The 23,871-nt window shown below is 50.4% G+C and carries 24 protein-coding genes; 7 read left to right on the forward strand and 17 right to left on the reverse strand.

The window, feature by feature from the left end:
• The first annotated feature begins 14 nt into the window (after positions 1 to 14).
• The gene (locus tag L4174_RS11195; RefSeq protein WP_248140921.1) at positions 15 to 914 is read left to right on the forward strand and encodes a lysine exporter LysO family protein; all 900 of its coding nucleotides are present in this window, start codon (positions 15 to 17) and stop codon (positions 912 to 914) included.
• 170 nt (positions 915 to 1,084) lie between these two features.
• On the opposite strand, the gene L4174_RS11200 is transcribed toward L4174_RS11195, so the two are convergent.
• The 15 genes from L4174_RS11200 to yceD form a co-directional block, all read right to left on the reverse strand.
• Positions 1,085 to 1,966, reverse strand: a complete 882-nt coding sequence (locus tag L4174_RS11200; RefSeq protein WP_248140923.1) for a hypothetical protein — start codon at positions 1,964 to 1,966, stop codon at positions 1,085 to 1,087.
• Positions 1,967 to 2,253: 287 nt separating this feature from the next.
• A complete protein-coding gene (ptsG, locus tag L4174_RS11205) occupies positions 2,254 to 3,684 on the reverse strand; it encodes a PTS glucose transporter subunit IIBC (RefSeq protein ID WP_248140925.1) in 1,431 nt (476 codons plus the stop codon).
• 455 nt (positions 3,685 to 4,139) lie between these two features.
• Positions 4,140 to 4,916, reverse strand: coding sequence for a TatD family hydrolase (locus L4174_RS11210; RefSeq protein ID WP_248140927.1), 777 nt, complete (start codon positions 4,914 to 4,916; stop codon positions 4,140 to 4,142).
• A gap of 27 nt (positions 4,917 to 4,943) precedes the next feature.
• Positions 4,944 to 5,906, reverse strand: coding sequence for a DNA polymerase III subunit delta' (gene holB, locus L4174_RS11215; protein WP_248140928.1), 963 nt, complete (start codon positions 5,904 to 5,906; stop codon positions 4,944 to 4,946).
• Positions 5,903 to 6,541, reverse strand: coding sequence for a dTMP kinase (gene tmk, locus L4174_RS11220; protein WP_248140930.1), 639 nt, complete (start codon positions 6,539 to 6,541; stop codon positions 5,903 to 5,905). Before tmk ends, holB begins: the two co-directional genes overlap by 4 nt.
• Positions 6,541 to 7,551, reverse strand: coding sequence for an endolytic transglycosylase MltG (mltG, locus tag L4174_RS11225; protein WP_248140932.1), 1,011 nt, complete (start codon positions 7,549 to 7,551; stop codon positions 6,541 to 6,543). The genes tmk and mltG overlap by 1 nt, the downstream gene beginning before the upstream one ends.
• On the reverse strand, positions 7,545 to 8,354 hold the full coding sequence (pabC, locus tag L4174_RS11230; protein WP_248140935.1) for an aminodeoxychorismate lyase: 810 nt from the start codon (positions 8,352 to 8,354) through the stop codon (positions 7,545 to 7,547). The genes mltG and pabC overlap by 7 nt, the downstream gene beginning before the upstream one ends.
• Positions 8,355 to 8,417: 63 nt before the next feature.
• On the reverse strand, positions 8,418 to 9,656 hold the full coding sequence (fabF, locus tag L4174_RS11235; protein ID WP_248140937.1) for a beta-ketoacyl-ACP synthase II: 1,239 nt from the start codon (positions 9,654 to 9,656) through the stop codon (positions 8,418 to 8,420).
• Positions 9,657 to 9,744: 88 nt separating this feature from the next.
• Positions 9,745 to 9,984, reverse strand: a complete 240-nt coding sequence (gene acpP / locus L4174_RS11240; RefSeq protein WP_027253507.1) for an acyl carrier protein — start codon at positions 9,982 to 9,984, stop codon at positions 9,745 to 9,747.
• 158 nt (positions 9,985 to 10,142) lie between these two features.
• On the reverse strand, positions 10,143 to 10,877 hold the full coding sequence (fabG, locus tag L4174_RS11245) for a 3-oxoacyl-ACP reductase FabG (protein WP_248140938.1): 735 nt from the start codon (positions 10,875 to 10,877) through the stop codon (positions 10,143 to 10,145).
• Positions 10,878 to 10,976: 99 nt separating this feature from the next.
• Positions 10,977 to 11,900 carry an ACP S-malonyltransferase gene (fabD, locus tag L4174_RS11250; RefSeq protein WP_248140940.1) on the reverse strand — a complete coding sequence of 308 codons (924 nt, stop codon included), beginning with the start codon at positions 11,898 to 11,900 and terminating at the stop codon, positions 10,977 to 10,979.
• Between the two features lie 114 nt (positions 11,901 to 12,014).
• A complete protein-coding gene (locus L4174_RS11255; RefSeq protein WP_248140943.1) occupies positions 12,015 to 12,971 on the reverse strand; it encodes a beta-ketoacyl-ACP synthase III in 957 nt (318 codons plus the stop codon).
• A gap of 5 nt (positions 12,972 to 12,976) precedes the next feature.
• A complete protein-coding gene (plsX, locus tag L4174_RS11260; protein ID WP_248140944.1) occupies positions 12,977 to 14,005 on the reverse strand; it encodes a phosphate acyltransferase PlsX in 1,029 nt (342 codons plus the stop codon).
• Between the two features lie 9 nt (positions 14,006 to 14,014).
• Positions 14,015 to 14,185: a 50S ribosomal protein L32 gene (gene rpmF, locus L4174_RS11265; protein WP_248140945.1), complete on the reverse strand. Its 171-nt coding sequence runs from the start codon at positions 14,183 to 14,185 to the stop codon at positions 14,015 to 14,017.
• 5 nt (positions 14,186 to 14,190) lie between these two features.
• Positions 14,191 to 14,721, reverse strand: a complete 531-nt coding sequence (yceD, locus tag L4174_RS11270) for a 23S rRNA accumulation protein YceD (protein WP_248140946.1) — start codon at positions 14,719 to 14,721, stop codon at positions 14,191 to 14,193.
• A 213-nt stretch (positions 14,722 to 14,934) separates the two neighbouring features.
• Here yceD and L4174_RS11275 point away from each other — a divergent pair, with 213 nt between their 5' ends.
• The 3 genes from L4174_RS11275 to L4174_RS11285 all read left to right on the forward strand — a co-directional run bounded on the left by L4174_RS11275 (position 14,935) and on the right by L4174_RS11285 (position 16,347).
• The gene (locus L4174_RS11275; protein WP_248140947.1) at positions 14,935 to 15,516 is read left to right on the forward strand and encodes a nucleoside triphosphate pyrophosphatase; all 582 of its coding nucleotides are present in this window, start codon (positions 14,935 to 14,937) and stop codon (positions 15,514 to 15,516) included.
• 224 nt (positions 15,517 to 15,740) lie between these two features.
• Entirely contained in the window at positions 15,741 to 15,914 is a 174-nt protein-coding gene (locus L4174_RS11280; protein ID WP_248140948.1) for a hypothetical protein, read from the forward strand.
• A 193-nt stretch (positions 15,915 to 16,107) separates the two neighbouring features.
• Positions 16,108 to 16,347, forward strand: a complete 240-nt coding sequence (locus L4174_RS11285; RefSeq protein WP_248140949.1) for a ribonuclease E/G — start codon at positions 16,108 to 16,110, stop codon at positions 16,345 to 16,347.
• A 108-nt stretch (positions 16,348 to 16,455) separates the two neighbouring features.
• On the opposite strand, the gene rluC is transcribed toward L4174_RS11285, so the two are convergent.
• Positions 16,456 to 17,400: a 23S rRNA pseudouridine(955/2504/2580) synthase RluC gene (gene rluC, locus L4174_RS11290; protein WP_248140950.1), complete on the reverse strand. Its 945-nt coding sequence runs from the start codon at positions 17,398 to 17,400 to the stop codon at positions 16,456 to 16,458.
• Between the two features lie 441 nt (positions 17,401 to 17,841).
• Between rluC and rne the strand changes: the two genes are divergently transcribed.
• A complete protein-coding gene (gene rne / locus L4174_RS11295; RefSeq protein ID WP_248140951.1) occupies positions 17,842 to 21,042 on the forward strand; it encodes a ribonuclease E in 3,201 nt (1,066 codons plus the stop codon).
• Between the two features lie 169 nt (positions 21,043 to 21,211).
• Complete coding sequence (locus tag L4174_RS11300) at positions 21,212 to 22,768, forward strand: SulP family inorganic anion transporter (protein ID WP_248140953.1); 1,557 nt, start codon at positions 21,212 to 21,214, stop codon at positions 22,766 to 22,768.
• 80 nt (positions 22,769 to 22,848) lie between these two features.
• Here the strand turns inward: L4174_RS11300 and L4174_RS11305 are convergent, their stop codons facing one another.
• Positions 22,849 to 23,307, reverse strand: a complete 459-nt coding sequence (locus tag L4174_RS11305; protein ID WP_248141692.1) for a low molecular weight protein-tyrosine-phosphatase — start codon at positions 23,305 to 23,307, stop codon at positions 22,849 to 22,851.
• Positions 23,308 to 23,559: 252 nt separating this feature from the next.
• Here L4174_RS11305 and L4174_RS11310 point away from each other — a divergent pair, with 252 nt between their 5' ends.
• On the forward strand, positions 23,560 to 23,871 hold the full coding sequence (locus L4174_RS11310; RefSeq protein ID WP_248140955.1) for a hypothetical protein: 312 nt from the start codon (positions 23,560 to 23,562) through the stop codon (positions 23,869 to 23,871).

Consider the following 23,871-nt stretch of genomic DNA (forward strand, 5'->3'; position numbering starts at 1 on the left):
CTGTAAGGATACTCATGTTCTCAGGAATGCTTTTTATTTTCCTGCCACTTATCATCGGCTATTTCATCCCGGTCAGAAATGCATCGGTCCTTGATTTTATTCATGCTCAGACATCCCGGCTGGTCCTGGTTATTCTGACTCTGATGGGGCTCAGCCTGGCGGGATTAGACAACCTGGGGGAAAACCTCAGCCAAATCCTGCTATATACCTTCACGTTCTTTGTCTGTATCAGTGCCTGTAATGCCCTGGCTCTGCCGCTTCTCGACAAATACTATCCGCTGGAAACACAGCATGGGCATCAGCAGCTGCCAAAAGCCAAAATGCTGATGGAGTCCGTCAAACTGATTCTGGTTGTGGCTGCCGGGCTGGGTCTCGGATTAATCATCAATATGGATCTCAGTTGGGTTGACCAGGCCAGTGAAATTATCCTGTTGCTGCTTTTGTTTTTGATTGGAATTCAGCTGCGCAACAGCGGCATGACCCTCAGACAGATTCTGCTCAATAAACAAGGAATTATGATTGCGCTGACAATCATTGCAACGTCTCTACCCGGTGGTCTGATTGCTGCCTGGATGCTGGATATTCCGATGACTCACGGACTAGCCATGGCTTCAGGTTTCGGTTGGTATTCTCTGGCCGGTATTTTGATCGGAGACGGACTGGGACCGGTATTTGGCGGGGCTTCTTTCCTGAATGAGCTGCTTCGGGAATTGATTGCGCTTACTTTGATTCCTGTTGTCATCGCCCGTTATCCAAACACAGCGATTGGCTATGCAGGGGCAACTGCGATGGATTTCACCCTGCCTGTGATCCAGAACTGCGGAGGTATTCGCTGCGTGCCGATTGCGATTGTCAGCGGTTTTATCCTCAGCCTGCTGGTTCCTGTGTTCATCCTGTTTTTCCTGTCGCTTTAAAGCGTTTCCTCCATGCGTCTGACAGGCTGGTAAATTTGCACTTATACCGGGCTTACTCAAATGCGTATCGTCACACGATACGCATTTGGTGGCGTTCAGCGATGACTCTGACCCAGTGACCCCGTCAATGAGACGGATGAATCCGGCACACATACTTGTTCGCCAAACGATCAAAGACCCAGTACAAGATTTTCTGAATATAAAGAGAGAAACGGGACGTCTGCATCCAGACCAAATGTAATGCGTGGTGAGCTCATCATGAGCTGACAATTTTCATCAATCAGGCATTCAGGTGTATCGCTCAGACTGATCACACATTTCTGGGTTTGATCATAGGTCGTCACATATCTTGAAATCGTTCCGCGGCTTCGAAACAGCAAATCCGGATTGGAGTAGTACACAATCTCAGTGTACTGAATATCGCGCAGCGCCGCTTTTCGGGTCACGATATAACAAACCTCCTGCTCATATTTCAGGACGTGCTGCTCACATTCCAGGACTTCATGCGCAAAAAAAATTGATTGCTGCTCATCCGTCAAAAAGGCGATGCCCTTCTTGCCGGTATAGATATCAAACAGTGAATCCGATTCTGATTCGGGTGCCGCAATGATCTGAAACCGATCTGACTCTTCCCTTGCATTGAGGAAGTTCTTTGCAACGCTGTCAGCGATCTGGCTTGCCGACAAAATCGTGAACAAGGTATCACTGAAATGTTGTCTCAAAAAAGAAAGGGTTCGCAACCCGTAACCTCGAAAATCGGGATGTGTCACGGCACAGGTCAGATTAATCGTATTCACAACTTTTCCTGAACGGCTGACACGCTTTTGGGGAATAATACCTATCGCTCCAACCAGTTTCCCGGAGGCCCGGATACCCACACCGGTCACAGCATTTTTGTCAGCCCGATTAAAAATACGCTCAAGCCGCGCCTCCTCAACATCCCCCAATTGTTTCGGTCGGAGTAATGTCAGTAATGCAGGATAATCATTAGATTTAAGTTCATTGATCACCACCCTTTTCGTTTCACTGCAGGCTCGGTCCATCGACATCATACAATTTCACTCCATGTGAATTTAAAAGCCACAACAGCGCGCATAATGCCACCAGAAACCTTAATACTCAATAAGTTGCAATATGTTCACTATCATTACATCTCATTGCATTGATCGAAAATCTCTCCTGGATGATGAGTCCTTCGTGTGATGACAGTTGCAGGGGAATATCAGGCAACTGCGTTTTCAGATGGATAGGATCGTCAGATGTCTCACGACAGAAACAACAGAAACAAAAAAGCCTGGCTGCAGGAGCCAGGCTTTTGAACATTGAGAATCTTCAGAAATTACGCGTTATTGCGAATCCATTCATCCATTTCAGTACGCAGGTTGTCAGACTTCGTTCCGAAGATGGCCTGAACACCACCGGAAACCACCACAACACCCGCAGCACCCAGACGTTTCAGTTTGTCCTGATCAACAATCGCTGTATCTGCCACACTCACACGCAGACGTGTGATACATGCATCCAGGTTCGTGATGTTTGCTTTACCGCCGAAAGCTTCAACCAGCTCACCCGCCAGCTCAGTACCCGCAGCTGTTTCAGTCTCAGCCGTTTCATCTTCACGGCCAGGTGTTTTCAGGTCCAGTGCACGAATCACGAAGGTAAATACCACGTAGTACAGTACAGCGTAACCCAGACCCAGCACAACCAGCGTCCATACGTTTTCAGCACGTGGCATCTGAACGATGAAGTCAATGAAACCATTCGAGAAGGTATGGCCGTGAACAACACCCAGGGCGTTCGTCAGAACATAAGCCAGACCAGCCAGTACCGCGTGAATCGCATACAGAACCGGTGCGATAAACAGGAATGAGAACTCAATTGGCTCAGTGATACCGGTCAGGAATGAAGTCAGTGCAGCAGATGCCATGATACCAACAACTTTGGCACGGTTTTCTGGCTTCGCACAGTGAGCAATCGCGAAAGCCGCTGCTGGCAGACCAAACATTTTGAACAGGTAGCCACCCGCCAGCTGACCGAAACCATTACCCGCGGCACGGGATGCATCATCAGCAGTCAGGAAACAAGTCATGATACCGTGAACCGTTTCACCGGCACCGTTCACACAAGTACCCGCTTCATAGAAGAAAGGAACGTTCCAGATATGGTGCAGACCAAATGGGATCAGAGAACGCTCAACCACACCGTAAATACCGAACGCCAGTACAGGGTTTTGGTTCGCAGCCCAGTCAGAGAATGCAGCAATGCCGGCACCAATCGGTGGCCAAATCACAGACAGAACGACACCCAGTGCGATAGAAAGGAAACCCGTGATAATTGGAACCGCACGCTTACCAGCAAAGAAGCCAAGATATTCCGGCAGCTGAATTTTGAAGAAACGGTTAAATGCCCAGGCAGCAACACCACCCGCCAGGATACCACCCAGCACACCCGTTTCGATGCTTTCAACACCCATGACTTGCGCCATCACTTTCAGTGTGGCAACCATAATGCCGTAGCCGACAATTGCAGACAGACCAGCAACACCGTCATTCTTGGTAAAGCCCAGTGCAACACCAACGGCAAACAGCAGTGGCATCTGGCCGAATACGGAACCACCAGCCTGTTCCATCAGGTGAGAAACAACTGCTGGCAACCAGCTAAAATTAGCCGCCCCTACACCTAACAGAATACCTGCTACCGGCAGAACCGATACTGGCAGCATCAGCGCCTTACCGACTTTCTGCAGGTTCGCAAAAAAGTTCTTAAACATATTGTGCTCCTGAGTGAGATATTTACTACGTATCCAGCGGTTACCAGCGACCTACCCCCGTAGTCATAATGCTAGCACCACCCGTTTTTATTGTTCGGCATAAGTATAAAATGCGGCGCCAAATATAACGTGACAGTAATCAAGAATACCAACGGATCGTGAAAGTAAATTTCAGTTTGACACATAGATCACAAATGAACTCAGTGCACAAAAACGTCAAAAAACACAAAAAATCAATACAAACCAACAGTTTAATCTAAAATCACACCTATCATTAAATTGTAATTATATTTCACCCCTGTAACCCATGTTTCTTCATGTAACGAAACAACATTACAATTCAGATCGGAAAAAAAACGAAGATTCGTGCAGGAATGAACAAAAGAGCTAATAATTTTTTGAAGTAATCAATTAAATATACAAAAAAAGGAGCTTTCGCTCCTTTTTTGACACTTTTATCGTTTGGCCTGCGAAAAAAGCCGGAAGAAGTTTTCGGTCGAAATTCTGGCAACCTCTTCCCCTGACACACCTTTCAGCAAACCGATATAATTTGCAACTTCCTTCACGTAAGCAGGCTGATTCTCTTTGCCGCGGTACGGAATCGGAGCCAGATAAGGAGAATCCGTTTCCACCAACAACCGTTCAAGCGGCAAACGACTCACCACATCTTTCAGTTCAGCGGCTTTATTAAAAGTGACGATCCCTGAAATCGAGATATAAAACCCCAACTCCATCGCAGCTTCTGCCATTTCCAGGCTTTCAGTGAAACAGTGCAGGACACCACCGCAACGTTCCGCACCCTCTTCTTTTAAAATACGGATCGTATCTTCACGCGCCATTCGGGTGTGAATAATCAATGGCTTATTCAGTTCAACAGCCAGGCGGATGTGCTGACGAAAGATTTCCTGCTGCTGCTCTGCCAATTCAGGCTGGTAATGATAATCCAGACCCGTTTCGCCAATCGCAACGACTTTGTCGTCACTGGCATAAGCCTTCAGTTTGTCGTAATCAAAACCGGCTTCTATATCCAGCGGGTGAACACCACAGGATGCAAAAACGTGGTCAAAAGGCGCAATCATTTCCATCATTGCAGGAAAACTTTTCAGCGTTACCCCCACTGAAAGAAAGTACTCGACGCCTTTCGCCTGTGCTTTTGCCAGGACATCGGCCACATCGGTATGCAGTTCGTCATAATTCAGTTTATCGAGGTGGCAATGTGAATCTACTAACACCTGAATATCCTCTTGAGTTCGGTGTGTTTACTGAGAAGAGATAAAACCTGATAACCAATCCGTTATCAGGAGCTCATCGTTCAGGCCCGGATGTGCTTCCAGTTCGCGGATTAATGCATTCAAGGCTTTTATTTGCCCAAGCAACAGCGACTGCTGTAACTGAGCCGCGACCTGCCCTGCCAGAGCCGATGACTCCGCATGGACAAGATAGCCGACCACGCCCTGTTGTATTTTCAGGCAATCCACCAAAAAATAGCTCAGCCACTTCAGACTGAGCAGGCCATCTTTCATACAGTGCTCTGCCACGCTGAACAAGCCAGAATGAGGTGGGATCAGGAATTGATGAAAACTTTCCAGCAAGTTCTGATGCCGGATGTCCTGTCCCTGCTCAATAAAGTGTAAAGCAGCCAGTGGCGCATTGCCGTTCAATCGGATAGCTTCGACTTTCACTGCCTGCTTGAGCTGACTTTCAACCCAACGCTTCACATCCTGTTCTGCAGGCAATGGTAAACGCCATTTGTTACAGCGGCTGTTGATTGTGGGTAACAGGCGATCCAGCTCTGTCGTCGTTAAAATAAACTGACAATTAGCTGGGGGCTCCTCCAGCGTTTTCAGCAGCGCATTAGCTGCGGCCTCACCCATGCAGTCGGCCTGTTCAATTAAAACAACCCGCTTTCCGCCTAACTGCGACGTTTCCCACGCCCAGTGATTACACTGACGAATGGCATCAATACTGATCGCTTTTCCGTCCTGGGGCCGGATCGTGTGGCAGTCAGGATGCGTTTCAGCGGCAAACAACTGACAGCTGTGGCAGATACCACACGGCTCCGTCATCCCGTTCTGGCACAGCACAGTTCTGGCCAGCTGCCGGATCAACGTTTCACTGCCACAACCGGAAGGTGCAATCAGCAACATCGCATGATGCAACCGATCCTGCGACAACAGCTGCTGCCATTGCTGCCAGACTGTAGTCAGCCAGGGATAGCTCATGCGTGCTCCTGCTGCGACAGCCAGTGTGTCAGGTGCTGCCGGATATCAGCCGTCACATCATCCAGACTCTGAGAAGCATCAATGATGATGACTTTCGGATTATTCCGGGACAAGGCCAGAAAACGTTCCCGGGTCCGCTCAAAGAAAGACAGATCCATTTTCTCGATCCGATCCAGCGCACCGCGTCCGCGCGCACGTGCCAGGCCCAGTTCCGGATCGATATCCATGTAGATGGTTAAATCCGGTTCGAATGTTCCCAGCACCATGGTTTTAATATTGGTCATCAATTGGGTATCAAACCCGCGACCACCACCCTGATAAGCCTGGGAAGACATATCATGACGATCCCCGATGACCCATTTTCCAGCTTTTAAGGCTGGTTGAATCACATGCTCAACCAGTTGGCTGCGTGCCGCATACAGCAACAGCAGCTCAGCCATATCCGTCAGAGGTTCATCCGGATGGCCTTCTTTCACCAAAGTCCGCATTTTCTCGGCAAGGGGAGTACCACCCGGTTCACGGGTCGACTCAATCTCAGTGATTCCCTGTTCAGCCAGTACATGCTGCACAGTTGAGATCGCAGTGCTCTTCCCTGCCCCTTCCAGGCCTTCAATGACGATAAATTTTCCGTTCATTATTGTTTGAGTATCTTCAGATAATGGCGAACAGCTTGGTTATGTTCGCTGAGTGTTTTTGAAAACGTATGGCCGCCTTTGCCGTCAGCCACAAAATAGAAATAACTTGTCTGGGCCGGTTTCACGGCAGCCAGTACCGACGCAGCACTCGGCATGGCAATCGGGGTTGGCGGCAACCCAAAAATGGTATAGGTATTGTACGGTGTCGGGGTGCGCAAATCTTTCTTACGAATGTTGCCGTCAAACTTTTCACCCAGACCATAAATCACGGTTGGATCGGTCTGAAGCCGCATACCTTTGTGCAATCGGTTCATAAAAACCGAAGAAACTTTGGCACGCTCATGATCCACAGCCGTTTCTTTTTCAATGATGGAAGCCATGATCAGGACTTCATACGGATTTTTCAGCGGAATCGATGCATCGCGTTCTTTCCACGCCTCATCAAGCAGAGACATCATATGTGCATAAGCGCGTTTCAGTAAGGCCAGATCAGATGTGCCTGCGGTGTAATGATAAGTCTCAGGCAACAGATAGCCTTCCAGCTTCTTCACATCAGCTCCTATCGCTTCAGCGATATCGGACTCGCTCATCTGCGCCGTTTCATTTTTCAGCATCGGTGCATTTTCCAGTGCTTTCAGCCAATCTGAAAAACGATCACCTTCCAGCAACGTAATCGAAAACTGATACTCTTTACCGGAGGCAACAATGGCCAGCACATCTCTGAGCGTCCGGGCATTTTCAATCGAATAAGTCCCGGCCTTGATGCGCGCTAAGGTCGGCTCCAGTTTGCCAATCCAGCGGGTCCAGGGTGAATCCGCAAGTACACCCATCTGGTTGAGCTGATAGATTAAACCACGGAAAGTCGTGCCTTGTCTGACCGTCAGATAAGGCTCATCGACCTGTACAATTGGCTGTTCAATACTGGCCTTCACCTGTAAATATGCCCAGCCTGCACCGCCGGCCAGAATTGCTCCCAGCAGTACAAACACCAATGCCAACTTTTTTAGCACGTGTACAACCTCTTCATTATTGCTTCTGACGCACTGCGTTCATCGTACGTTTCAGATTGAATTTTTGTCACAGGCACCAAGGCCATGAGAGCATTAGTAATAAAGACTTCATCAGCGCAAAGCAAGGCGTCTAACGGGCTTTTAACAAACTCAAGACAATAGCCCAGCTCTTTCGCCAGTTCACAGACATGCGCACGCATAAGGCCATGAACACCGGCCTGACTCAGTTCAGGGGTATATAAAATCTGACCGTGACGCCAGAAAATATTGGAAGCGCAAGTTTCGGCAACATGGTCGTGGATATCCAGCACGACCGCATCCAGCCAGCCATTGACTTCAATTTCCTGTTTCAGCATCACCTGCTCAAGGCGGTTTAAATGCTTCAGTCCGGCTAACATAGGGACCAGCCCCAGACGTTGCTGACACACTCCCAGTTCAATCCCGTCCTGCTGCCATGTCTCGTAATGATCCGGCCAGGCAAAATCAGAAATCATCACCTGAGTCTGCTGACACCCTGCAGGACTGTACCCCCGGCCACCGGCACCACGGCTGATCAGTATTTTGATGACGCCTTTCTCAGGATACTTCTGAGCTAAAGACATCACCGTTCTGGAAATGGGCGACCAATCCGGTGCCGCAATGTTCAGTTTCAGCAGCGTGTTTTGCAGTCGCTTCAAATGTTGTGGCCAGAGCCTCGGCGAACCCTCTTCCACTAATACAGTTGTGAAACAGCCATCGCCATACTGAAAAGCCCGGTCCGATACGCTGACACTGTCTGATTCAACACCGTTGATCCACGCCATTGTATACCCCATAAAAAAACGGCCCGGTCATTGAACCGGGCCGCTTAGCATAACAGATATGACTTAGATTTTCTTGAACAGCAGTGAGCCGTTTGTGCCACCGAAGCCGAAGGAGTTACACAGGGCATACTCCAACTTCACCTGGCGTGCTTCACCTGGTACATAATCCAGGTCACAACCTTCGTCCGGATTCTCCAGGTTGATTGTTGGCGGAACCGCCTGATCAACCAGAGACATCACCGTAATGATTGACTCAACAGAGCCAGCCGCACCCAGCAGGTGACCGGTCATTGACTTGGTTGAAGACACCAGGACTTTATCAGCAGCCGCGCCCATGGCACGTTTGATACCCAGTGTTTCAGCAACGTCACCGGCAGGCGTCGACGTACCGTGAGCATTCACATAACCAATTTGATCCTGGCTGATACCGGCATCGCGGATAGCCGCTTCCATCGCCAGTGCACCACCTGAACCATCAGCACTTGGTGAAGTCATGTGATAAGCATCACCACTCATACCAAAGCCAACCAGTTCTGCATAGATTTTTGCACCGCGGGCTTTCGCGTGCTCATATTCTTCCAGAACCATCATACCGGCACCATCGCCCAGTACGAAACCATCACGCTCTTTGTCCCAAGGACGAGAAGCGCCCTGAGGATCATCATTGCGGGTAGACAGTGCTTTCGCTGCAGCGAAACCACCCATACCCAGCGGCGTAGATGCTTTTTCTGCACCACCAGCCAGCATCATGTCAGCATCGCCGTATGCGATCATACGGGCAGCGTGACCAATGTTATGCAAACCAGTCGTACAGGCAGTAGAAATTGCAATGTTCGGACCACGCAGGCCATACATAATCGACAGGTGACCTGCGATCATGTTGACAATTGTAGACGGTACAAAGAATGGGCTGATCTTACGCGGACCTTTTTCCAGCATTGCCTGATGGTTTTGCTCAATCAGACCAAGACCACCAATCCCTGAACCAATTGCCACACCAAAACGGCCGGCATTTTCTTCACTGACTTCAATACCAGAGTCTTTCAACGCCTGAGTACCAGCAGCCACGCCATACTGGATAAACAGGTCCATTTTACGGGCATCTTTTTTGGTCATGTATTCTTCGCAATTGAAGTCTTTGACCATGCCAGCAAAACGGGTTGCAAAATCACTCGCATCAAAGTGCTCAATATTGCTGATACCACTCTGGCCTGCCAATAAGGCTTTCCATGAAGATTCGACAGTATTGCCAACTGGTGAAAGCATACCCATACCAGTTACAACTACGCGACGCTTAGACACGATTTATTTCTCCGGGAATGAAGGATTAATTTGGGTTTACAAATGAAAATCAGGCGGTCATGGAGACCGCCTGGAAGTGTTCTTGAAATTACTCTGCGGAAGCGCTTACAACGTAGTCGATAGCAGCTTGAACCGTAGTAATTTTCTCAGCTTCTTCATCTGGGATCTCTGTGTCGAATTCTTCTTCCAGAGCCATTACCAGCTCAACAGTATCCAGAGAGTCAGCACCCAGGTCGTCAACGAAAGAAGCTTCATTTTTAACTTCAGACTCATCTACGCCCAGCTGCTCAACGATGATTTTTTTTACGCGTTCTTCGATGTTGCTCATACTAATCTATTTCCTTAAACAAGAGTTCGCTATTGCGATTTGCTGTAGTTTATTCATTACTGTAAAAGTTGCAAGACTAAGGGTGCTGGTCAAACCACGATTCAGCGTTAAATCCACCCGAGTTTGACCTGCATCCAAAAAGATTTCAACTTTTTTGGTTAAATCATGTACATGCCGCCGTTCACGTGCAGTGTCTCACCGGTGACATAACCTGCATCGTCAGAAGCCAGAAATGCAACAGCTGCTGCAATTTCGCGCGGCTCGCCCAAACGACCAGCAGGAACAGCAGACAGAGTAGATGCACGCTGATCATCATTTAGTGCTTTAGTCATATCGGTTTCGATAAAACCAGGCGCCACTGCGTTCACGGTAATACCACGAGAAGCAACTTCACGCGCCATTGATTTGGTGAAACCAATCAGACCTGCTTTCGCTGCTGAATAGTTTGTCTGGCCCGCGTTACCCATCGTACCAACCACAGAACCAATGCTGATAATACGGCCGTAACGTTTTTTCATCATAGAACGTAATACGGCTTTCGACAGGCGGAAAATAGAAGTCAGGTTGGTATCAATGATGTCCTGCCACTCGTCATCTTTCATACGCATCAACAGGTTGTCACGCGTGATACCCGCATTATTCACCAGAATATCGACGTCACCGTAGGCTTCTTTGATTTGTTTCAGAACATCATCAATCGACTCCTGAGACGTCACATTCAGTGCCAGGCCCTGACCTTTGTCACCCAGGTAAGCACTAATCGCTTCCGCACCGCTTTCTGATGTTGCAGTACCAATGACAGTTGCACCACGCTCTGCCAGAATTTCTGCAATCGCACGGCCAATGCCACGGCTCGCGCCTGTTACCAGCGCAACTTTACCTTGCAGGCTCATGTTTCTTCCTCTTTATATAGCCCGTCATTTTGAATACGGACAGACTGATGACTAATTTTGCCGTGATCCGGGCATTCCCGAGCCACGATCATGATTCAATTATTTTGCCGCTTCCAGGCTGGCCGGATCGTTCACGGCGGCAGCATTCAGCGACTTATCGATGCGTTTTGCCAAGCCGGTCAGAACTTTACCCGGACCAACTTCCAGCAACAATTCAACACCTTCGGCAGCCATACGCTCTACAGACTCAGTCCAGCGAACCGGGCCATACAGCTGCTTCACCAGTGCCTGCTTGATTGCAGCAGGATCAGTCTCAGTTGCCACATCAGCATTATTGATGACCGGAACTGCCGGTGCGCTGAATGCAACAGATTCCAGTGCCTGAGCCAGTTTTTCAGCAGCTGGCTTCATCAGTTCACAATGAGACGGGACAGAAACAGGCAGCGGCAGTGCTCGTTTGGCACCCGCGGCTTTACACAGCTCATTTGCTCGCTCAACTGCAGCTTTGTGGCCTGCAATAACAACCTGACCTGGTGAGTTAAAGTTCACAGGCGCGACCACTTCACCCTGTGCTGCTTCTTCACAGGCTTTGGCAATCGCGTCATTGTCCAGACCAATAATGGCAGACATTGCGCCCACACCAGCAGGAACCGCTTCCTGCATCAGTTGACCACGCAGTTCAACCAGCTTAATTGCTTCTTTGAAATTCAGCACGCCAGCACAAACCAGTGCTGAGTATTCACCCAGGCTGTGGCCTGCCAGAACGGCTGGCTGAGCTCCACCAACTTCCTGCCATACACGCCAGATAGCGACAGATGCCGCCAGCAGCGCAGGCTGAGTACGGTGAGTCTGGTTCAGCTCTTCAGCAGGTCCGTTCTGGACCAATGCCCACAGATCATAACCCAGTGCTTCAGACGCTTCGGCAAACGTTTGTTGTACACTTTCGTACTGCTCAGCCAGTTCAGCCAGCATGCCGACAGCCTGAGAACCCTGCCCAGGAAAAACAATCGCGAACTTAGACATTCGAGAATCCTTCTACAAAGAGAAATGGCATCAAAGATGCCATCGTTGATGCGGCTGACAGGCGGATATTGATTAACACGCCCGAACCGCATATTCAAAAAGTGTGCGCTTCTATCAAAATTTCACTAAAGCTGAACCCCAGGTGAAACCACCACCAAAGGCTTCCAACAACAGTGTCTGTCCCCGTTGAATCCGGCCATCACGAACAGCCTCATCAAGCGCAGCAGGAACAGTTGCAGCCGAAGTATTCCCCTGCTTATCCAGAGTCACCACGACCTGATCCATTGGCATCGACAACTTTTTCGCCGTCGCTGCAATGATTCGTAAATTGGCCTGATGCGGAACTAACCAGTCCAGCTCAGATTTATCCATGTTATTGGCAGCCAGTGTGTCTTTCACCAGATTCGACAACTGGGTCACAGCGACTTTGAAGACTTCATTGCCAGCCATATACAGCCACTTGTCGCTGTCAAAGTTCTCGCCATGCTCAGGCACAGCCAGACTCAGCAAGCCACCAAAGTGACCATCGGCATGCAGATGCGTCGAAATAATTCCGGCTTCCTCACTGGCCCCCAGAACCACTGCACCCGCGCCATCGCCGAACAGAATGATCGTCGAACGATCATCCGGATCGCACTTATGCGACAGGGCATCGGCACCAATCACCAGCACATTTTTTGCCATACCGGTTTTAATATGCTGATCCGCCACACTCAAGGCATAGACAAAGCCGGAGCAAGCCGCTGCAATATCAAATGCCGGACAGCCTTTCACGCCCAGCATGCCCTGTACCTGACAGGCTGCGGATGGAAACGCGTGGCTGGCTGATGTGGTGGCAACAATGATCAGGTCGATGTCATCGGTTTCAATCCCGGCCATATCGATAGCACGGGCTGCCGCCTGATAACCCATCACAGCAACCGTCTCTTCTTCAGAAGCAATACGGCGCTCACGAATACCAGTCCGGGCAACAATCCACTCGTCACTGGTATCGACCATTTTTTCCAGATCCGCATTGGTGCGGACCTGCTCTGGCAGGTAGCTGCCGGTACCTAAAATTCTGCTATACATGAAGACTAATAATGCCTCTCAAGTAGTACGTGTTCCAAACGGTCACTAATTCTTGTCGGTATCTTCCGCTTGATTTCATGTACCGCTTCACCAATCGCATTGGTGAAGGCAGCAATATCAGCACTTCCATGGCTCTTCACGACAATACCGCGCAATCCTAACAGACTTGCGCCATTGTACTGGTCGGGGTTCAGGCTTTGCAGTTCCCGGAACAGGTCACCAAACAGCCACTTAGCGATGAGTCGCTTGAGCGGATGCTGACTGACTGCCCTTTTGAAACTCTCTATAAAAAGATTAGCAACCCCTTCGCTTGTTTTCAGGCTGACATTTCCGACAAAACCATCGCACACAATCACATCCGCTTTTCCATCGTACAGCTCATTGCCTTCGACGTAGCCGATATAATGGACATCCTGCGAACGGCTCAGCATCGATGCGCAGCGCTTCACCAGATCATTGCCTTTGATTTCTTCCGCGCCAATATTCAGCAAGGCCACTCTGGGCGGACGGCCGGTCATAACCTGCTCGGCAAGTACCGAGCCCATCACGGCGAATTGAAACAAAGTATCAGCATCACAGGACACATTCGCCCCTAAGTCGAGCAACCAGGTTTTACCGCCGTTACGGCTTGGAATGGCTGAAACCAGCGCCGGGCGCTCGACGCCGGGTAATTGCTTCAAGGTATAGCGCGCTAATGCCATCAGTGCGCCGGTATTGCCTGCACTGACACAAGCATCGGCTTCACCTTCCGCCACGGCATCCAGTGCGCGACGCATCGATGAGCCCTGACTTTGACGTAATGCATGTGACGGACGTGTGTGATCCGCGATAGCACGATCGCAGTGAATGATACTTAAACGGGGATGATGGGTATGATCGAGCGATGAGAGTTGGGCGGTGATTGCACTTTGATCACCAAATAGCAGCAGTTTTAGCGACGGGTATTGCAACAGTGCCTGCACGGCGGCAGGCACTGTTACCTGGGGACCGAAGTCCCCACCCATTGCATCAAGTGCAACGGTTAGACCAGTCAAGGTTCAACCTTATTTGTTGATAACCTTGCGGCCACGGTAGAAACCGTCAGCAGTCACATGGTGACGCAGATGGGTTTCACCGCTAGTCTGATCGACAGAAACAGCAGCGGTAGTCAGGGCATCGTGTGAACGACGCATACCACGTGCTGAACGTGATTTTTTGCTCTTTTGTACGGCCATTAACCCTACTCCTTATTACTTTTACTCAAGTTTTTCAATACTGCAAACGGATTCGGACGCTCATCAGCAACAGGGATCTCACCGAAGCTCATACCTGACGCAGAGACCGGACAGTCTGCTTCGTCATGCATTGGCACTTGCGGTAACTCCAGAATCAACTCATCTTCGATGATCTGAAGCAAATTGATCTCACCATTTTCGTCGACTTCAGCCGGCTCATAAGCTTCCGGAAATTCATCTGCTTCCTCGGGTCTGAGGAGCGGACTGTAACAGAAATCCACACCATAATGGTGTTGGAATTCTTCCTGGCATCGCTGACAGGTTAACATCACATCGACTTCTGCATGCCCACGCATGTACGCCATGTGACGCTGGTCAAAGTCAAATGATAAGGTGACGTTTGCATCACTTAATACGCTGGAAGCCGATTCAGCCAGACGCTCTAAAAGCCCGGTTTTGATGATGCCATCATAGTCGAGCTTTTTCTGAGCGGCGCGGACCGGATCAACCGTCAGCGGCAATTTTACCTTTTGCATAGGGCGCGAATATTAGCCTTCTAATTGGTTTGAGTCAAAGGAAATGTGTCCGAAATCCCAGCTTTTGGCCATTTCATCTTCAGTGGTTTTACTTCACCGTTTGGGTCAATGGCACCAAGGGTATAATAAGGTTGGTTCTGAGTTAAAACTAGCGTAGATTTCACTCGCACGCCCGTTCGATTACCTCACAACCAAACAAGACAGAGTCACCTCATGAAACAAGCTTTACTTCTGGCCTCCACATCGCCGTTTCGCCGCAGCCTGCTGGAAAAATTCGGCTTACCGTTTTCCTGTGCCGCGCCAGATATCGACGAAAGCCCGCTTCCTGGTGAAAATGCCGAAGCGCTGGTCAAACGACTGGCTGAAGCCAAAGCCAGAGCCTGCCGTCCCGGACACCCGAATCATCTGATCATCGGCTCGGATCAGGTCTGTGTCATCAACGGGAGCATCGTAGGTAAACCCCACACCACGGAAAATGCCTGCACACAACTCATGGCAGCAAGCGGACAAACCGTCACTTTCTATACAGGTTTATGTCTGTATAACGCCGCAAATGATACAGCTGAAGTCATCTGTGAACCCTTCCATGTGCATTTCCGTGAACTCACCGAGAATGAAATCCGGCAATATGTCCTGCGCGAACAGCCATTACAGTGTGCCGGCAGCTTTAAAAGTGAAGGACTGGGGATTACCCTGTTTGATCGCCTGGATGGCCGGGATCCCAATACACTGGTTGGGTTACCGCTCATCACACTGAGAGAGATGCTTTCCCGACAAGGTGTCAGCGTTCTCTGAGCCCGCCTGAACCACCCTTGCTTTCGTCATGGGTGGTCTCTGCTTTTGCATTTACCCTCCCTTCGGATCTCTCACGATTCTGAAAAGATATGTTTTTTATGACCTCTCTCCACAGAACATATTCAACAGATCACTTAGTGCGTCGCCTGTTACAGTCAAAACATATATTGCTATAAGCAGACCCGTGACAGCCTTCTGACTGTCAAAAACACTGAGTTAATGGAATGATTGGACAAATATTATCGCTGCTGAAAACTTATACCAGCGGATTAAAACGCAAGCCCTTGTACGCAGCTTTCCGGGAAGACCATGTATTTTGTCTGACCGAAATGAAAGAACAGTCCCACAGCCCCCAACAGCACAGCATCTACAAAGGAAAAGTCGTCCAACAGCTTTGAAGCCGCTTTTATCGACATCGGTGCACTGGAACCTGGTTTCCTTCCCCTTCGAAAAATTGCGCTTCATTATTATCCCCAAAGTTATGCTTATCAGGGGCGTCCACAGATTCGCGATGTCGTTCGAATCGGGCAGGAAGTTCTGATTCAGGTTGAAAAGCTGGATCAGAGGTATTGTCACGCCCATCTCACAACATTGATTGCCATTCCAGGTCAGTATCTGACCTTAAGACCCAATACGCCAGGGGGCGTTGATGTGTCTCATCCGCTGGATACCGATGCCATGTCGGCACTGACAACATTGTTACGCACGCAATCGGAACAAGAAGAGATGAGCGTGGTGGTGTCTTTGGCGGCTTCCAAGCAGCCCGTTGAAACACTCACCGCGGACCTGCAATCATTGCTCAATATCTGGGATTCCGTGAAAGCAATGTAAGCCAAGCAATGTAAATTAATGACTGACTCAATTAATAATTAGTCCGGTTTCACTCAACGGCTGGCGAGTTGAATCACCTGTGCCAGCCGCTGAGTGTCTGAAAATGCTTCAGCCTTTTCTCAAAGATTCCAGCGTGCGATTCAGCATCGCATCCATTGGGGCATTGATCTCCATCCGCTCTTCTGTCCCCGGATGTTCAAAGCAGATGTTGGCCGCGTGCAGGAACAAGCGGTTGAGACCTGCTTTTTTCGTGTAGGCATCAAACCGCGGATCACCGTATCTGTCATCCCAGGCAATAGGATGGCCTGTATACTGACAATGCACGCGGATCTGGTGTGTCCGCCCGGTCACCGGGCTCGCCTGCACCAGTGTTGCCTCTTTGAAACACTCAAGGACCTTAAAGCGTGTATCTGAAGGCTTCCCGTTCGGGTTCACCCGCACAATACTGTTCACTTCATTTTTCAGCAGTGGCGCGGTGACCTTATTGCAACCTTTTGGCCACTGCCCCATGACCAGTGCGAAATAGTATTTATGAACCGTCTTCTGCCTGAACTGCTCCTGGAGTTTACGCAGTGCTGAACGTTTCTTCGCTACCAGCAAGATTCCTGAGGTATCCCGGTCAATCCGGTGAACCAGCTCCAGAAAACGAGCATCCGGACGCAAAGCCCGCAGAGCTTCGATTGCACCAAACTTCAGACCGCTGCCGCCGTGGACCGCAGTACCCGAAGGTTTATTCAGGATCAGCATATGCTCATCTTCATAAATAATGCAGTTTTCCAGCTCTGCCACTTTGTCCAGTTTGGTACTGACTGGCGCCGCAGTTTCCTTTTCAGGAACAACGACAGGCGGCACCCGGACCAGATCGCCTTCTTGCAGCTTGTATTCAGGTTTTATCCTTTTTTTGTTTACTCGCACCTCTCCCTTACGCAAAATGCGGTAAATCATACTTTTGGGAACGTTTTTCAATCGGGCACGGAGAAAATTATCAATCCTTTGCCCGGCAAAATCATCAGCAATAGCGATGAATTGCACTTTCGGTTTGTCATCTTTCATGGTCCAAGATTCTATCATGGCTATAAAGCAGATTGCCGCAAAAAAGTCACCCTGCTATGATTGCAGTCTGGAATCAGGGAAAATCCCAATTTCCATGCCATGGCGGACAATTTTACGCCATGATGAATGTTTTTTATCCTGCTCTGCCTGTCATCGCAGCAAAAGGCGTAAGACGACAAGTCATGCAGAGTCAATCTTAGTGTTCCGATCGCAGATTTTTTTATCGGTGTTAGAGATACAACCGCGACAACGCGGTGTTACCGGCTGTATATCCCGGATCTAACCATCTTAAGTACAGCTGGCAGATATGTGTAGCCAAAGAGCACTCCTGAAACATCCAACCGTGAGGTTGCAACCGTAAATCAGACTTGGAGTCAGGCAGCATCGGTAAATGATCCAACATTGGCTCACTAAAACAACGACAATAAATGAGTACACAGAATGAAAAGAATGTTGATCAACGCAACTCAGAAGGAAGAGTTGCGCGTCGCATTAGTGGACGGTCAGAAGCTGTTCGATTTGGATATCGAAAGTCCTGGCCACGAATCTAAGAAAGCTAACATCTACAAAGGACGCATCACCCGTATCGAGCCAAGTCTTGAAGCTGCTTTCGTAGACTATGGTGCCGAGCGACACGGTTTCCTCCCTCTGAAAGAAATTGCCCGCGATTACTTCCCAGCAAGTTACACCTACCAAGGCCGCCCGAACATCAAGGAAGTGCTGAAAGAAGGTCAGGAAGTCATCGTTCAGGTTGATAAAGAAGAGCGTGGTAACAAAGGTGCGGCCCTGACAACCTTCATCTCACTGGCTGGTAGTTATCTGGTCCTGATGCCAAATAACCCGCGTGCCGGTGGTATTTCACGTCGTATCGAAGGTGAAGAACGCACCCAGCTCAAAGCCGCACTGAGCACCCTTCAGTTGCCGGACGGCATGGGCCTGATCGTTCGCACCGCAGGTGTGGGTAAATCAGCTGAAGAACTGGAATGGGACCTGAACGTCCTGCTGAATCACTGGAACGCAGTGAAAGAAGCGGCCGATTCCCATCCGGCTCCGTTCCTGATTCACCAGGAAAGTAACGTGATTGCCCGCGCGATCCGTGACTATCTGCGCCGCGACATTGGTGAAATCCTGATCGACAGCCCGAAAATTTTCGAGCGTGCACGCGATCATATCAAACTGGTTCGTCCTGACTTTGAACCTAAAGTGAAGCCGTATGACGGCGAAGTACCGCTGTTCAGTCACTATCAGATTGAAAGTCAGATTGAATCTGCATTCCAGCGTGAAGTGCGTTTGCCTTCCGGTGGTTCGATTGTGATCGATCCGACCGAAGCCCTGACTTCGATTGACATCAACTCCGCCCGTGCAACCAAAGGCGGCGACATCGAAGAAACGGCACTGCAAACCAACCTGGAAGCAGCCGATGAAATTGCCCGCCAGTTGCGTCTGCGTGACCTGGGTGGTCTGGTCGTTATCGACTTTATCGATATGACACCGGTTCGCCACCAGCGCGAAGTTGAGAACCGACTGCGCGAAGCCGTCCGCATGGACCGTGCCCGCGTACAGATCGGCCGAATTTCCCGCTTTGGTCTGCTGGAAATGTCCCGTCAGCGTCTGAGCCCTTCTCTGGCTGAAGCCAGCCACCACGTTTGCCCACGCTGTAAGGGAACGGGTGTGATTCGTGATAACGAATCGCTTTCTCTGTCGATTCTGCGTCTGATCGAAGAAGAAGCCCTGAAAGATAACAGTGCTCAGGTACAAGCCATTGTGCCAGTCGCTGTTGCATCTTACCTGCTGAACGAAAAACGCCGTTCGGTACAACACATCGAGAAATACCACGATGTGAAAGTAATTATTGTCCCGAATGCAGACATGGAAACACCGCACTTTGATGTGCATCGTGTCCGCACCGGTGATGAAAAAGACACACTGTCATACCATATTCCGCAGCTGATTGAAGCCGCTCGTGAAAGCGAAGCGTCAGAAAGCCCGGCAGAACGTGTTGTGAAGAAACGTGAAGAACCTGTACTGCAAGGCTTCACAGCACCAAAAACACCAGCGCCAGTGGCGAAGCCAGCACCAGTGATAGCAAAACCTGAAGCGGCTGCTGAATCTAAACCAGGTTTATTCCAGCGTTTGTTCCAGAAGATTGCCAGCCTGTTTGGCGGCAGCAAAACTGAAGCACAACCTGCGGAAACAGAGCAGAAGCAGGCACCACGCCGTGACAACCGCCGCGATGATCGTCGCGACAACCGCCGTGATAACCGCCGGGGCAAAGACGGTAGCCGTCCGAGCCGCAACCGTCAGGACGAAGAACGCGAGTCTCGCGATGCTAAATCTCGTGACTCGAAGTCCGGCGAAAAAAGCCAGCGTCAGCAACGCCGTCGCAGTGATCGTCCGAAGCAAGACCGCCAGGCACAGGTAGAAAAACCAACCAAGGCAGCGGCTTCCCGTACTGTCGCAGATGAAGAAATCAAAGAGCAGAAACGCCAGCGCCGCGACGAAGTTCAGAAACAGCGTCGTAAAGAGAAGCAGCAACTGGCACAAACTGAAGCAACTGAACAGCTGCAGGAAACGCAAGACACTCCTGAACAGCAGAAGACAGAGAAGGTGAAGCAACGCCGTCAACGTCGTCAGTTGCAGAAGAAAATCCGCATTGAAGATACTGAACTGCAATCGGCAGAAGTCGCTTCAGACGAACCAGCAAGCCAGCTGCAATCCATCGGTACGGCTGTCGCGAAAGAAGCCAGTCAGGTTGCTCAAGCGTCTGTCAAAGGCGCTGTTCAGGATGCTGTGGATGACACAGAAGCAGAGCTTCAGGGTGACACGGAAAATGGTGCTCAGGAAGGTCAGCGTCGTAACCGTCGTTCACCACGTCACCTGCGTGCCAGCGGACAGCGTCGCCGCCGCATGCGTGACACGCGTCCGAATCAGGAAGAAGAAGTTGATCAGGTCGTCTCTGACGCCATTACCCATGCGGTAGAAGAAGCTTCTGAAAGCCTGAGCGAGCTGGAAAACGTGGTCACGATTGTTGAGCGTCCGAAACGACGCCCGACAACAGGTGTTGCTTCACCGGAAATGGCTATGGGTAAAGTATGGCCGCGCGCTGACAAACCAGCAGTTCATGCCGAAGACGTCGTTGAAACGGCGGCTGAAGCAGCGCCGGTGGTTACAGAGACAGCCGCAGAGCAACAGGTGTCCCAGGCACCGACGCTGAGTGGTGTGGCTATGCCGGAAATGGCTATGGGTAAAGTGATGCCGCTTCGTCAACCTGTACCGCAAGCTGAAGAGCCAGTGGCCGTTGCTGAACCTCAGCCTGAGCCAGTGAAAGCGACAGAAGCACCTGTTGCGGACGTAGTGGCTGAACCTGCTGAAATTCAGGTGACTGAAGCACCGGAAGCCGTCGTGAAACAGCCTGCACCATCTGCAGTGAAAATTGCTCAGGTGACGGCAAGCTCGCCGCGTGGATTCCACAGCGTTTCGCCGATGGCGAAAGCACCTGCACCAGAGCAGGTTCTGGATACCACTCCGGTCGCTGTTGCGCCGAAACGTGAAGTACTGGCACAAACGCGTCAGGCCGGCAGTCAAACCGCAACCAATGTTGCCTCTGCTCCGATGACGAAAGCCGTTTTTGAACAACACTAAGTTCCGGCTTCGCTCAATCTCAAAAAGCCATGCATTTGCATGGCTTTTTGTTGTCTTCAGCGATGGGCCCGCCACATTGATAACCTGATTAAAAGTTGAACCAGCTCACGGTTATCGGTAGCATTTGCCCGCTAAACCCAATCTATTCAGAAAAAAGACAGAAACGACAATGTTTGAATTTCCCAAGTTTACACACCAGTCTGTCAAAAATGACATGCTCTCGGGGCTGACAGTCGCCCTGGCACTGGTGCCGGAAGCTGTAGCTTTCGCCTTTGTTGCCGGTGTCGACCCGATGGTCGGCCTTTATGCCGCTTTCATCGTGGGCCTGGTAACAGCAACCTTAGGTGGCCGTCCGGGGATGATCTCCGGCGCAACCGGCGCCATGGCCGTCGTCATGGTCAGTCTGGTGGCCGAACACGGTATCCAGTACCTTTTTGCCGCCATTCTGCTGGCTGGTTTACTGCAAATTCTTGCCGGGATACTCAAGCTCGGTAAATTTATCCGCATCGTCCCACACCCGGTCATGATTGGCTTCGTGAACGGTCTGGCAATTGTGATTTTCCTGGCACAGCTGGGACAATTTAAAGTTCCGGATGCATCCGGCATGCTGGAGTGGATGCAAGGCACACAACTTTACATCATGGGTGGGCTGGTCCTGCTGACCATGATGATTATTCATTTTCTGCCAAAGCTGACGACAGCCGTTCCATCCTCTCTGGTTGCGATTCTGGTGGTCACCGGTCTGGTCCATGGTCTGGATCTGGAAACCCGTACCGTGATCGACTTTGTCCGCAGTATGAGCGGTAATGCCGAAGCCACACTGGCAGGTTCCCTGCCAACCTTCTCGGTGCCAACTGTCCCGCTGACACTGGAAACTCTGTATATCATTCTGCCTTATGCTGTGGTTCTGGCAGCTGTAGGTCTGATTGAATCACTGCTGACCCTGACGGTCCTGGATGAAATGACAGGGACCCGTGGTCAGAGCAACCGTGAATGTGTCGGTCAGGGCCTGGCCAACGTCACCTGTTCCGTCTTCGGGGCGATGGGTGGCTGTGCGATGATTGGTCAGTCAATGATCAACATTAACTCTGGTGGCCGTGGTCGTCTGTCGGGAATCACGGCTGCCATTGGTCTGCTGCTGTTCATCCTGTTCGGATCCGACCTGATCGAAATGATCCCGCTGGCTGCGCTGGTTGGTGTGATGTTTATGGTCGTGATTGGTACCTTCGAATGGGCCAGCTTCAAGATGGCGCGCAAAGTACCGAAACACGACTTCTTCACCATTATTCTGGTGACCTGTGTAACGGTTGCGGCTGATCTGGCCATTGCTGTCTTTGTGGGTGTCATCTACTCTGCACTGGTATTCGCGTGGGAACATGCCAAGCACATCAATGCAGAAAGCAAAACAGATAAAAGCGGCAGCAAGGTGTATCACCTGAACGGCCCGCTGTTCTTCGGTTCCGTCTCGCATTTCCTGGAACTGTTTGATGCCGCCAAAGATCCGAAAGATGTGATCATCGACTTCGCCGATTCCCGGGTTGCAGACCATTCTGCCATTGAAGCGATCGATACCATTGCAGAGCGTTATGCCAAAGAAGGCAAAACCCTGCACCTGCGCCACCTGAGTCCGGAATGCCGCAGCCTGCTGCGCAAGGCGGGTGATCTGGTGGAAGTCAATGTGATGGAAGACCCGACCTATAAAGTCGCTACAGATACGCTGGGTTAATCCCCCTGTGCTCTGAATCAAACAAGCCCGCATTCAATGCGGGCTTTTTTATGCCGGGCGTTTCTGCCCTAACGTGAATGTCATCGGTTTTTCAGACTCGCCAGCACACCCTCTGCAGCCAGCTCGACCAGATCCAGCACATATTCGAAACCCTGATCGCCGCCATAATAAGGGTCTGGCACCTCATCTTCCGCAACATCGGCATAATCCAGAAACAAGGCCAGTTTCGACAGATGTTCATCAGGGCATATCGCCATCAGATCCGACAGATTTTGCCGGTCCGCCGCCAGGATCAGGTCAAACCGTTCAAAATCCTCCGCTATCACCTGCCGGGCGCGCATGCCTTTGAAACTGTATCCCCTCGCCTCTCCCGCAGCACGGGCACGGTTGTCCGGCGGGTTTCCCTGGTGATAACCAATCGTGCCTGCCGAATCAATTTCGATTGCCATACTCGCCGCCTGTGCCCGGGCTCTCAGCACCGCCTCACCGGTGGGCGAACGACAAATGTTGCCCATACAAACAACTAACACAGAAGGCATCTTTCCTGTTGCCATGCTTTCCTCATTCATATCATTCAATGAACCTGATAGAAAGACTATGCCTTGATTGAGCTGGATTGCAAGGCGGGGAAACATATGCCCGTGATTCCTTTCAAGAGGCAATACCATCCCTCACACTTACAAATCTCTGTATGAATTTCGTTTCCTTTGAAACCCATTCATGCCACGATGTGCACACTATTGCGCATTATGTCAATCAATGTGTCGATTCAGACCAGGTGAGGGAAAACCATGTTCACGTGCTTGAAAGTGCTTCTCAGTATTCCGGTGGGTATCGGGCTGTTGTACCCGTTCTTTTATCCCGACAATCCGGGCGGTATTCTCGGCGAGTTCAGAATGCTGGGGAATGCAGGCTTCGTCATCACGGCGGCACTCTTCTTTTTTCTGGTCTACCTGTATGCGAAAGATTTGATGCGATCACTGGAATTGGTCTCGCCATCCTCACAACAAGCCAGTCCCCGGAGTGTGTGGCTGATGTTTCTGCTTCCGTATAATTTCATTGAAGATTTTTTCATTATCAGAAATGTGTCCCGCTCTCCCTAG

It is taken from the genome of Photobacterium sp. CCB-ST2H9, from assembly GCF_023151555.2.
In the GTDB taxonomy this organism is placed as follows: domain Bacteria; phylum Pseudomonadota; class Gammaproteobacteria; order Enterobacterales; family Vibrionaceae; genus Photobacterium.

Coding starts and splice junctions, on each gene's coding strand:
- L4174_RS11310 (WP_248140955.1), top strand. CDS start 23,560: ATGTTCACGTGCTTGAAAGTGCTTCTCAGTATTCCGGTGGGTATCGGG.
- L4174_RS11195 (WP_248140921.1), top strand. CDS start 15: ATGTTCTCAGGAATGCTTTTTATTTTCCTGCCACTTATCATCGGCTAT.
- rpmF (WP_248140945.1), bottom strand. CDS start 14,185: ATGGCCGTACAAAAGAGCAAAAAATCACGTTCAGCACGTGGTATGCGT.
- fabG (WP_248140938.1), bottom strand. CDS start 10,877: ATGAGCCTGCAAGGTAAAGTTGCGCTGGTAACAGGCGCGAGCCGTGGC.
- fabD (WP_248140940.1), bottom strand. CDS start 11,900: ATGTCTAAGTTCGCGATTGTTTTTCCTGGGCAGGGTTCTCAGGCTGTC.
- ptsG (WP_248140925.1), bottom strand. CDS start 3,684: ATGTTTAAGAACTTTTTTGCGAACCTGCAGAAAGTCGGTAAGGCGCTG.
- L4174_RS11275 (WP_248140947.1), top strand. CDS start 14,935: ATGAAACAAGCTTTACTTCTGGCCTCCACATCGCCGTTTCGCCGCAGC.
- L4174_RS11280 (WP_248140948.1), top strand. CDS start 15,741: ATGATTGGACAAATATTATCGCTGCTGAAAACTTATACCAGCGGATTA.
- L4174_RS11305 (WP_248141692.1), bottom strand. CDS start 23,307: ATGCCTTCTGTGTTAGTTGTTTGTATGGGCAACATTTGTCGTTCGCCC.
- L4174_RS11300 (WP_248140953.1), top strand. CDS start 21,212: ATGTTTGAATTTCCCAAGTTTACACACCAGTCTGTCAAAAATGACATG.
- yceD (WP_248140946.1), bottom strand. CDS start 14,721: ATGCAAAAGGTAAAATTGCCGCTGACGGTTGATCCGGTCCGCGCCGCT.
- pabC (WP_248140935.1), bottom strand. CDS start 8,354: ATGGCGTGGATCAACGGTGTTGAATCAGACAGTGTCAGCGTATCGGAC.
- rne (WP_248140951.1), top strand. CDS start 17,842: ATGAAAAGAATGTTGATCAACGCAACTCAGAAGGAAGAGTTGCGCGTC.
- tmk (WP_248140930.1), bottom strand. CDS start 6,541: ATGAACGGAAAATTTATCGTCATTGAAGGCCTGGAAGGGGCAGGGAAG.
- holB (WP_248140928.1), bottom strand. CDS start 5,906: ATGAGCTATCCCTGGCTGACTACAGTCTGGCAGCAATGGCAGCAGCTG.
- acpP (WP_027253507.1), bottom strand. CDS start 9,984: ATGAGCAACATCGAAGAACGCGTAAAAAAAATCATCGTTGAGCAGCTG.
- rluC (WP_248140950.1), bottom strand. CDS start 17,400: ATGAAAGATGACAAACCGAAAGTGCAATTCATCGCTATTGCTGATGAT.
- L4174_RS11255 (WP_248140943.1), bottom strand. CDS start 12,971: ATGTATAGCAGAATTTTAGGTACCGGCAGCTACCTGCCAGAGCAGGTC.
- L4174_RS11200 (WP_248140923.1), bottom strand. CDS start 1,966: ATGATGTCGATGGACCGAGCCTGCAGTGAAACGAAAAGGGTGGTGATC.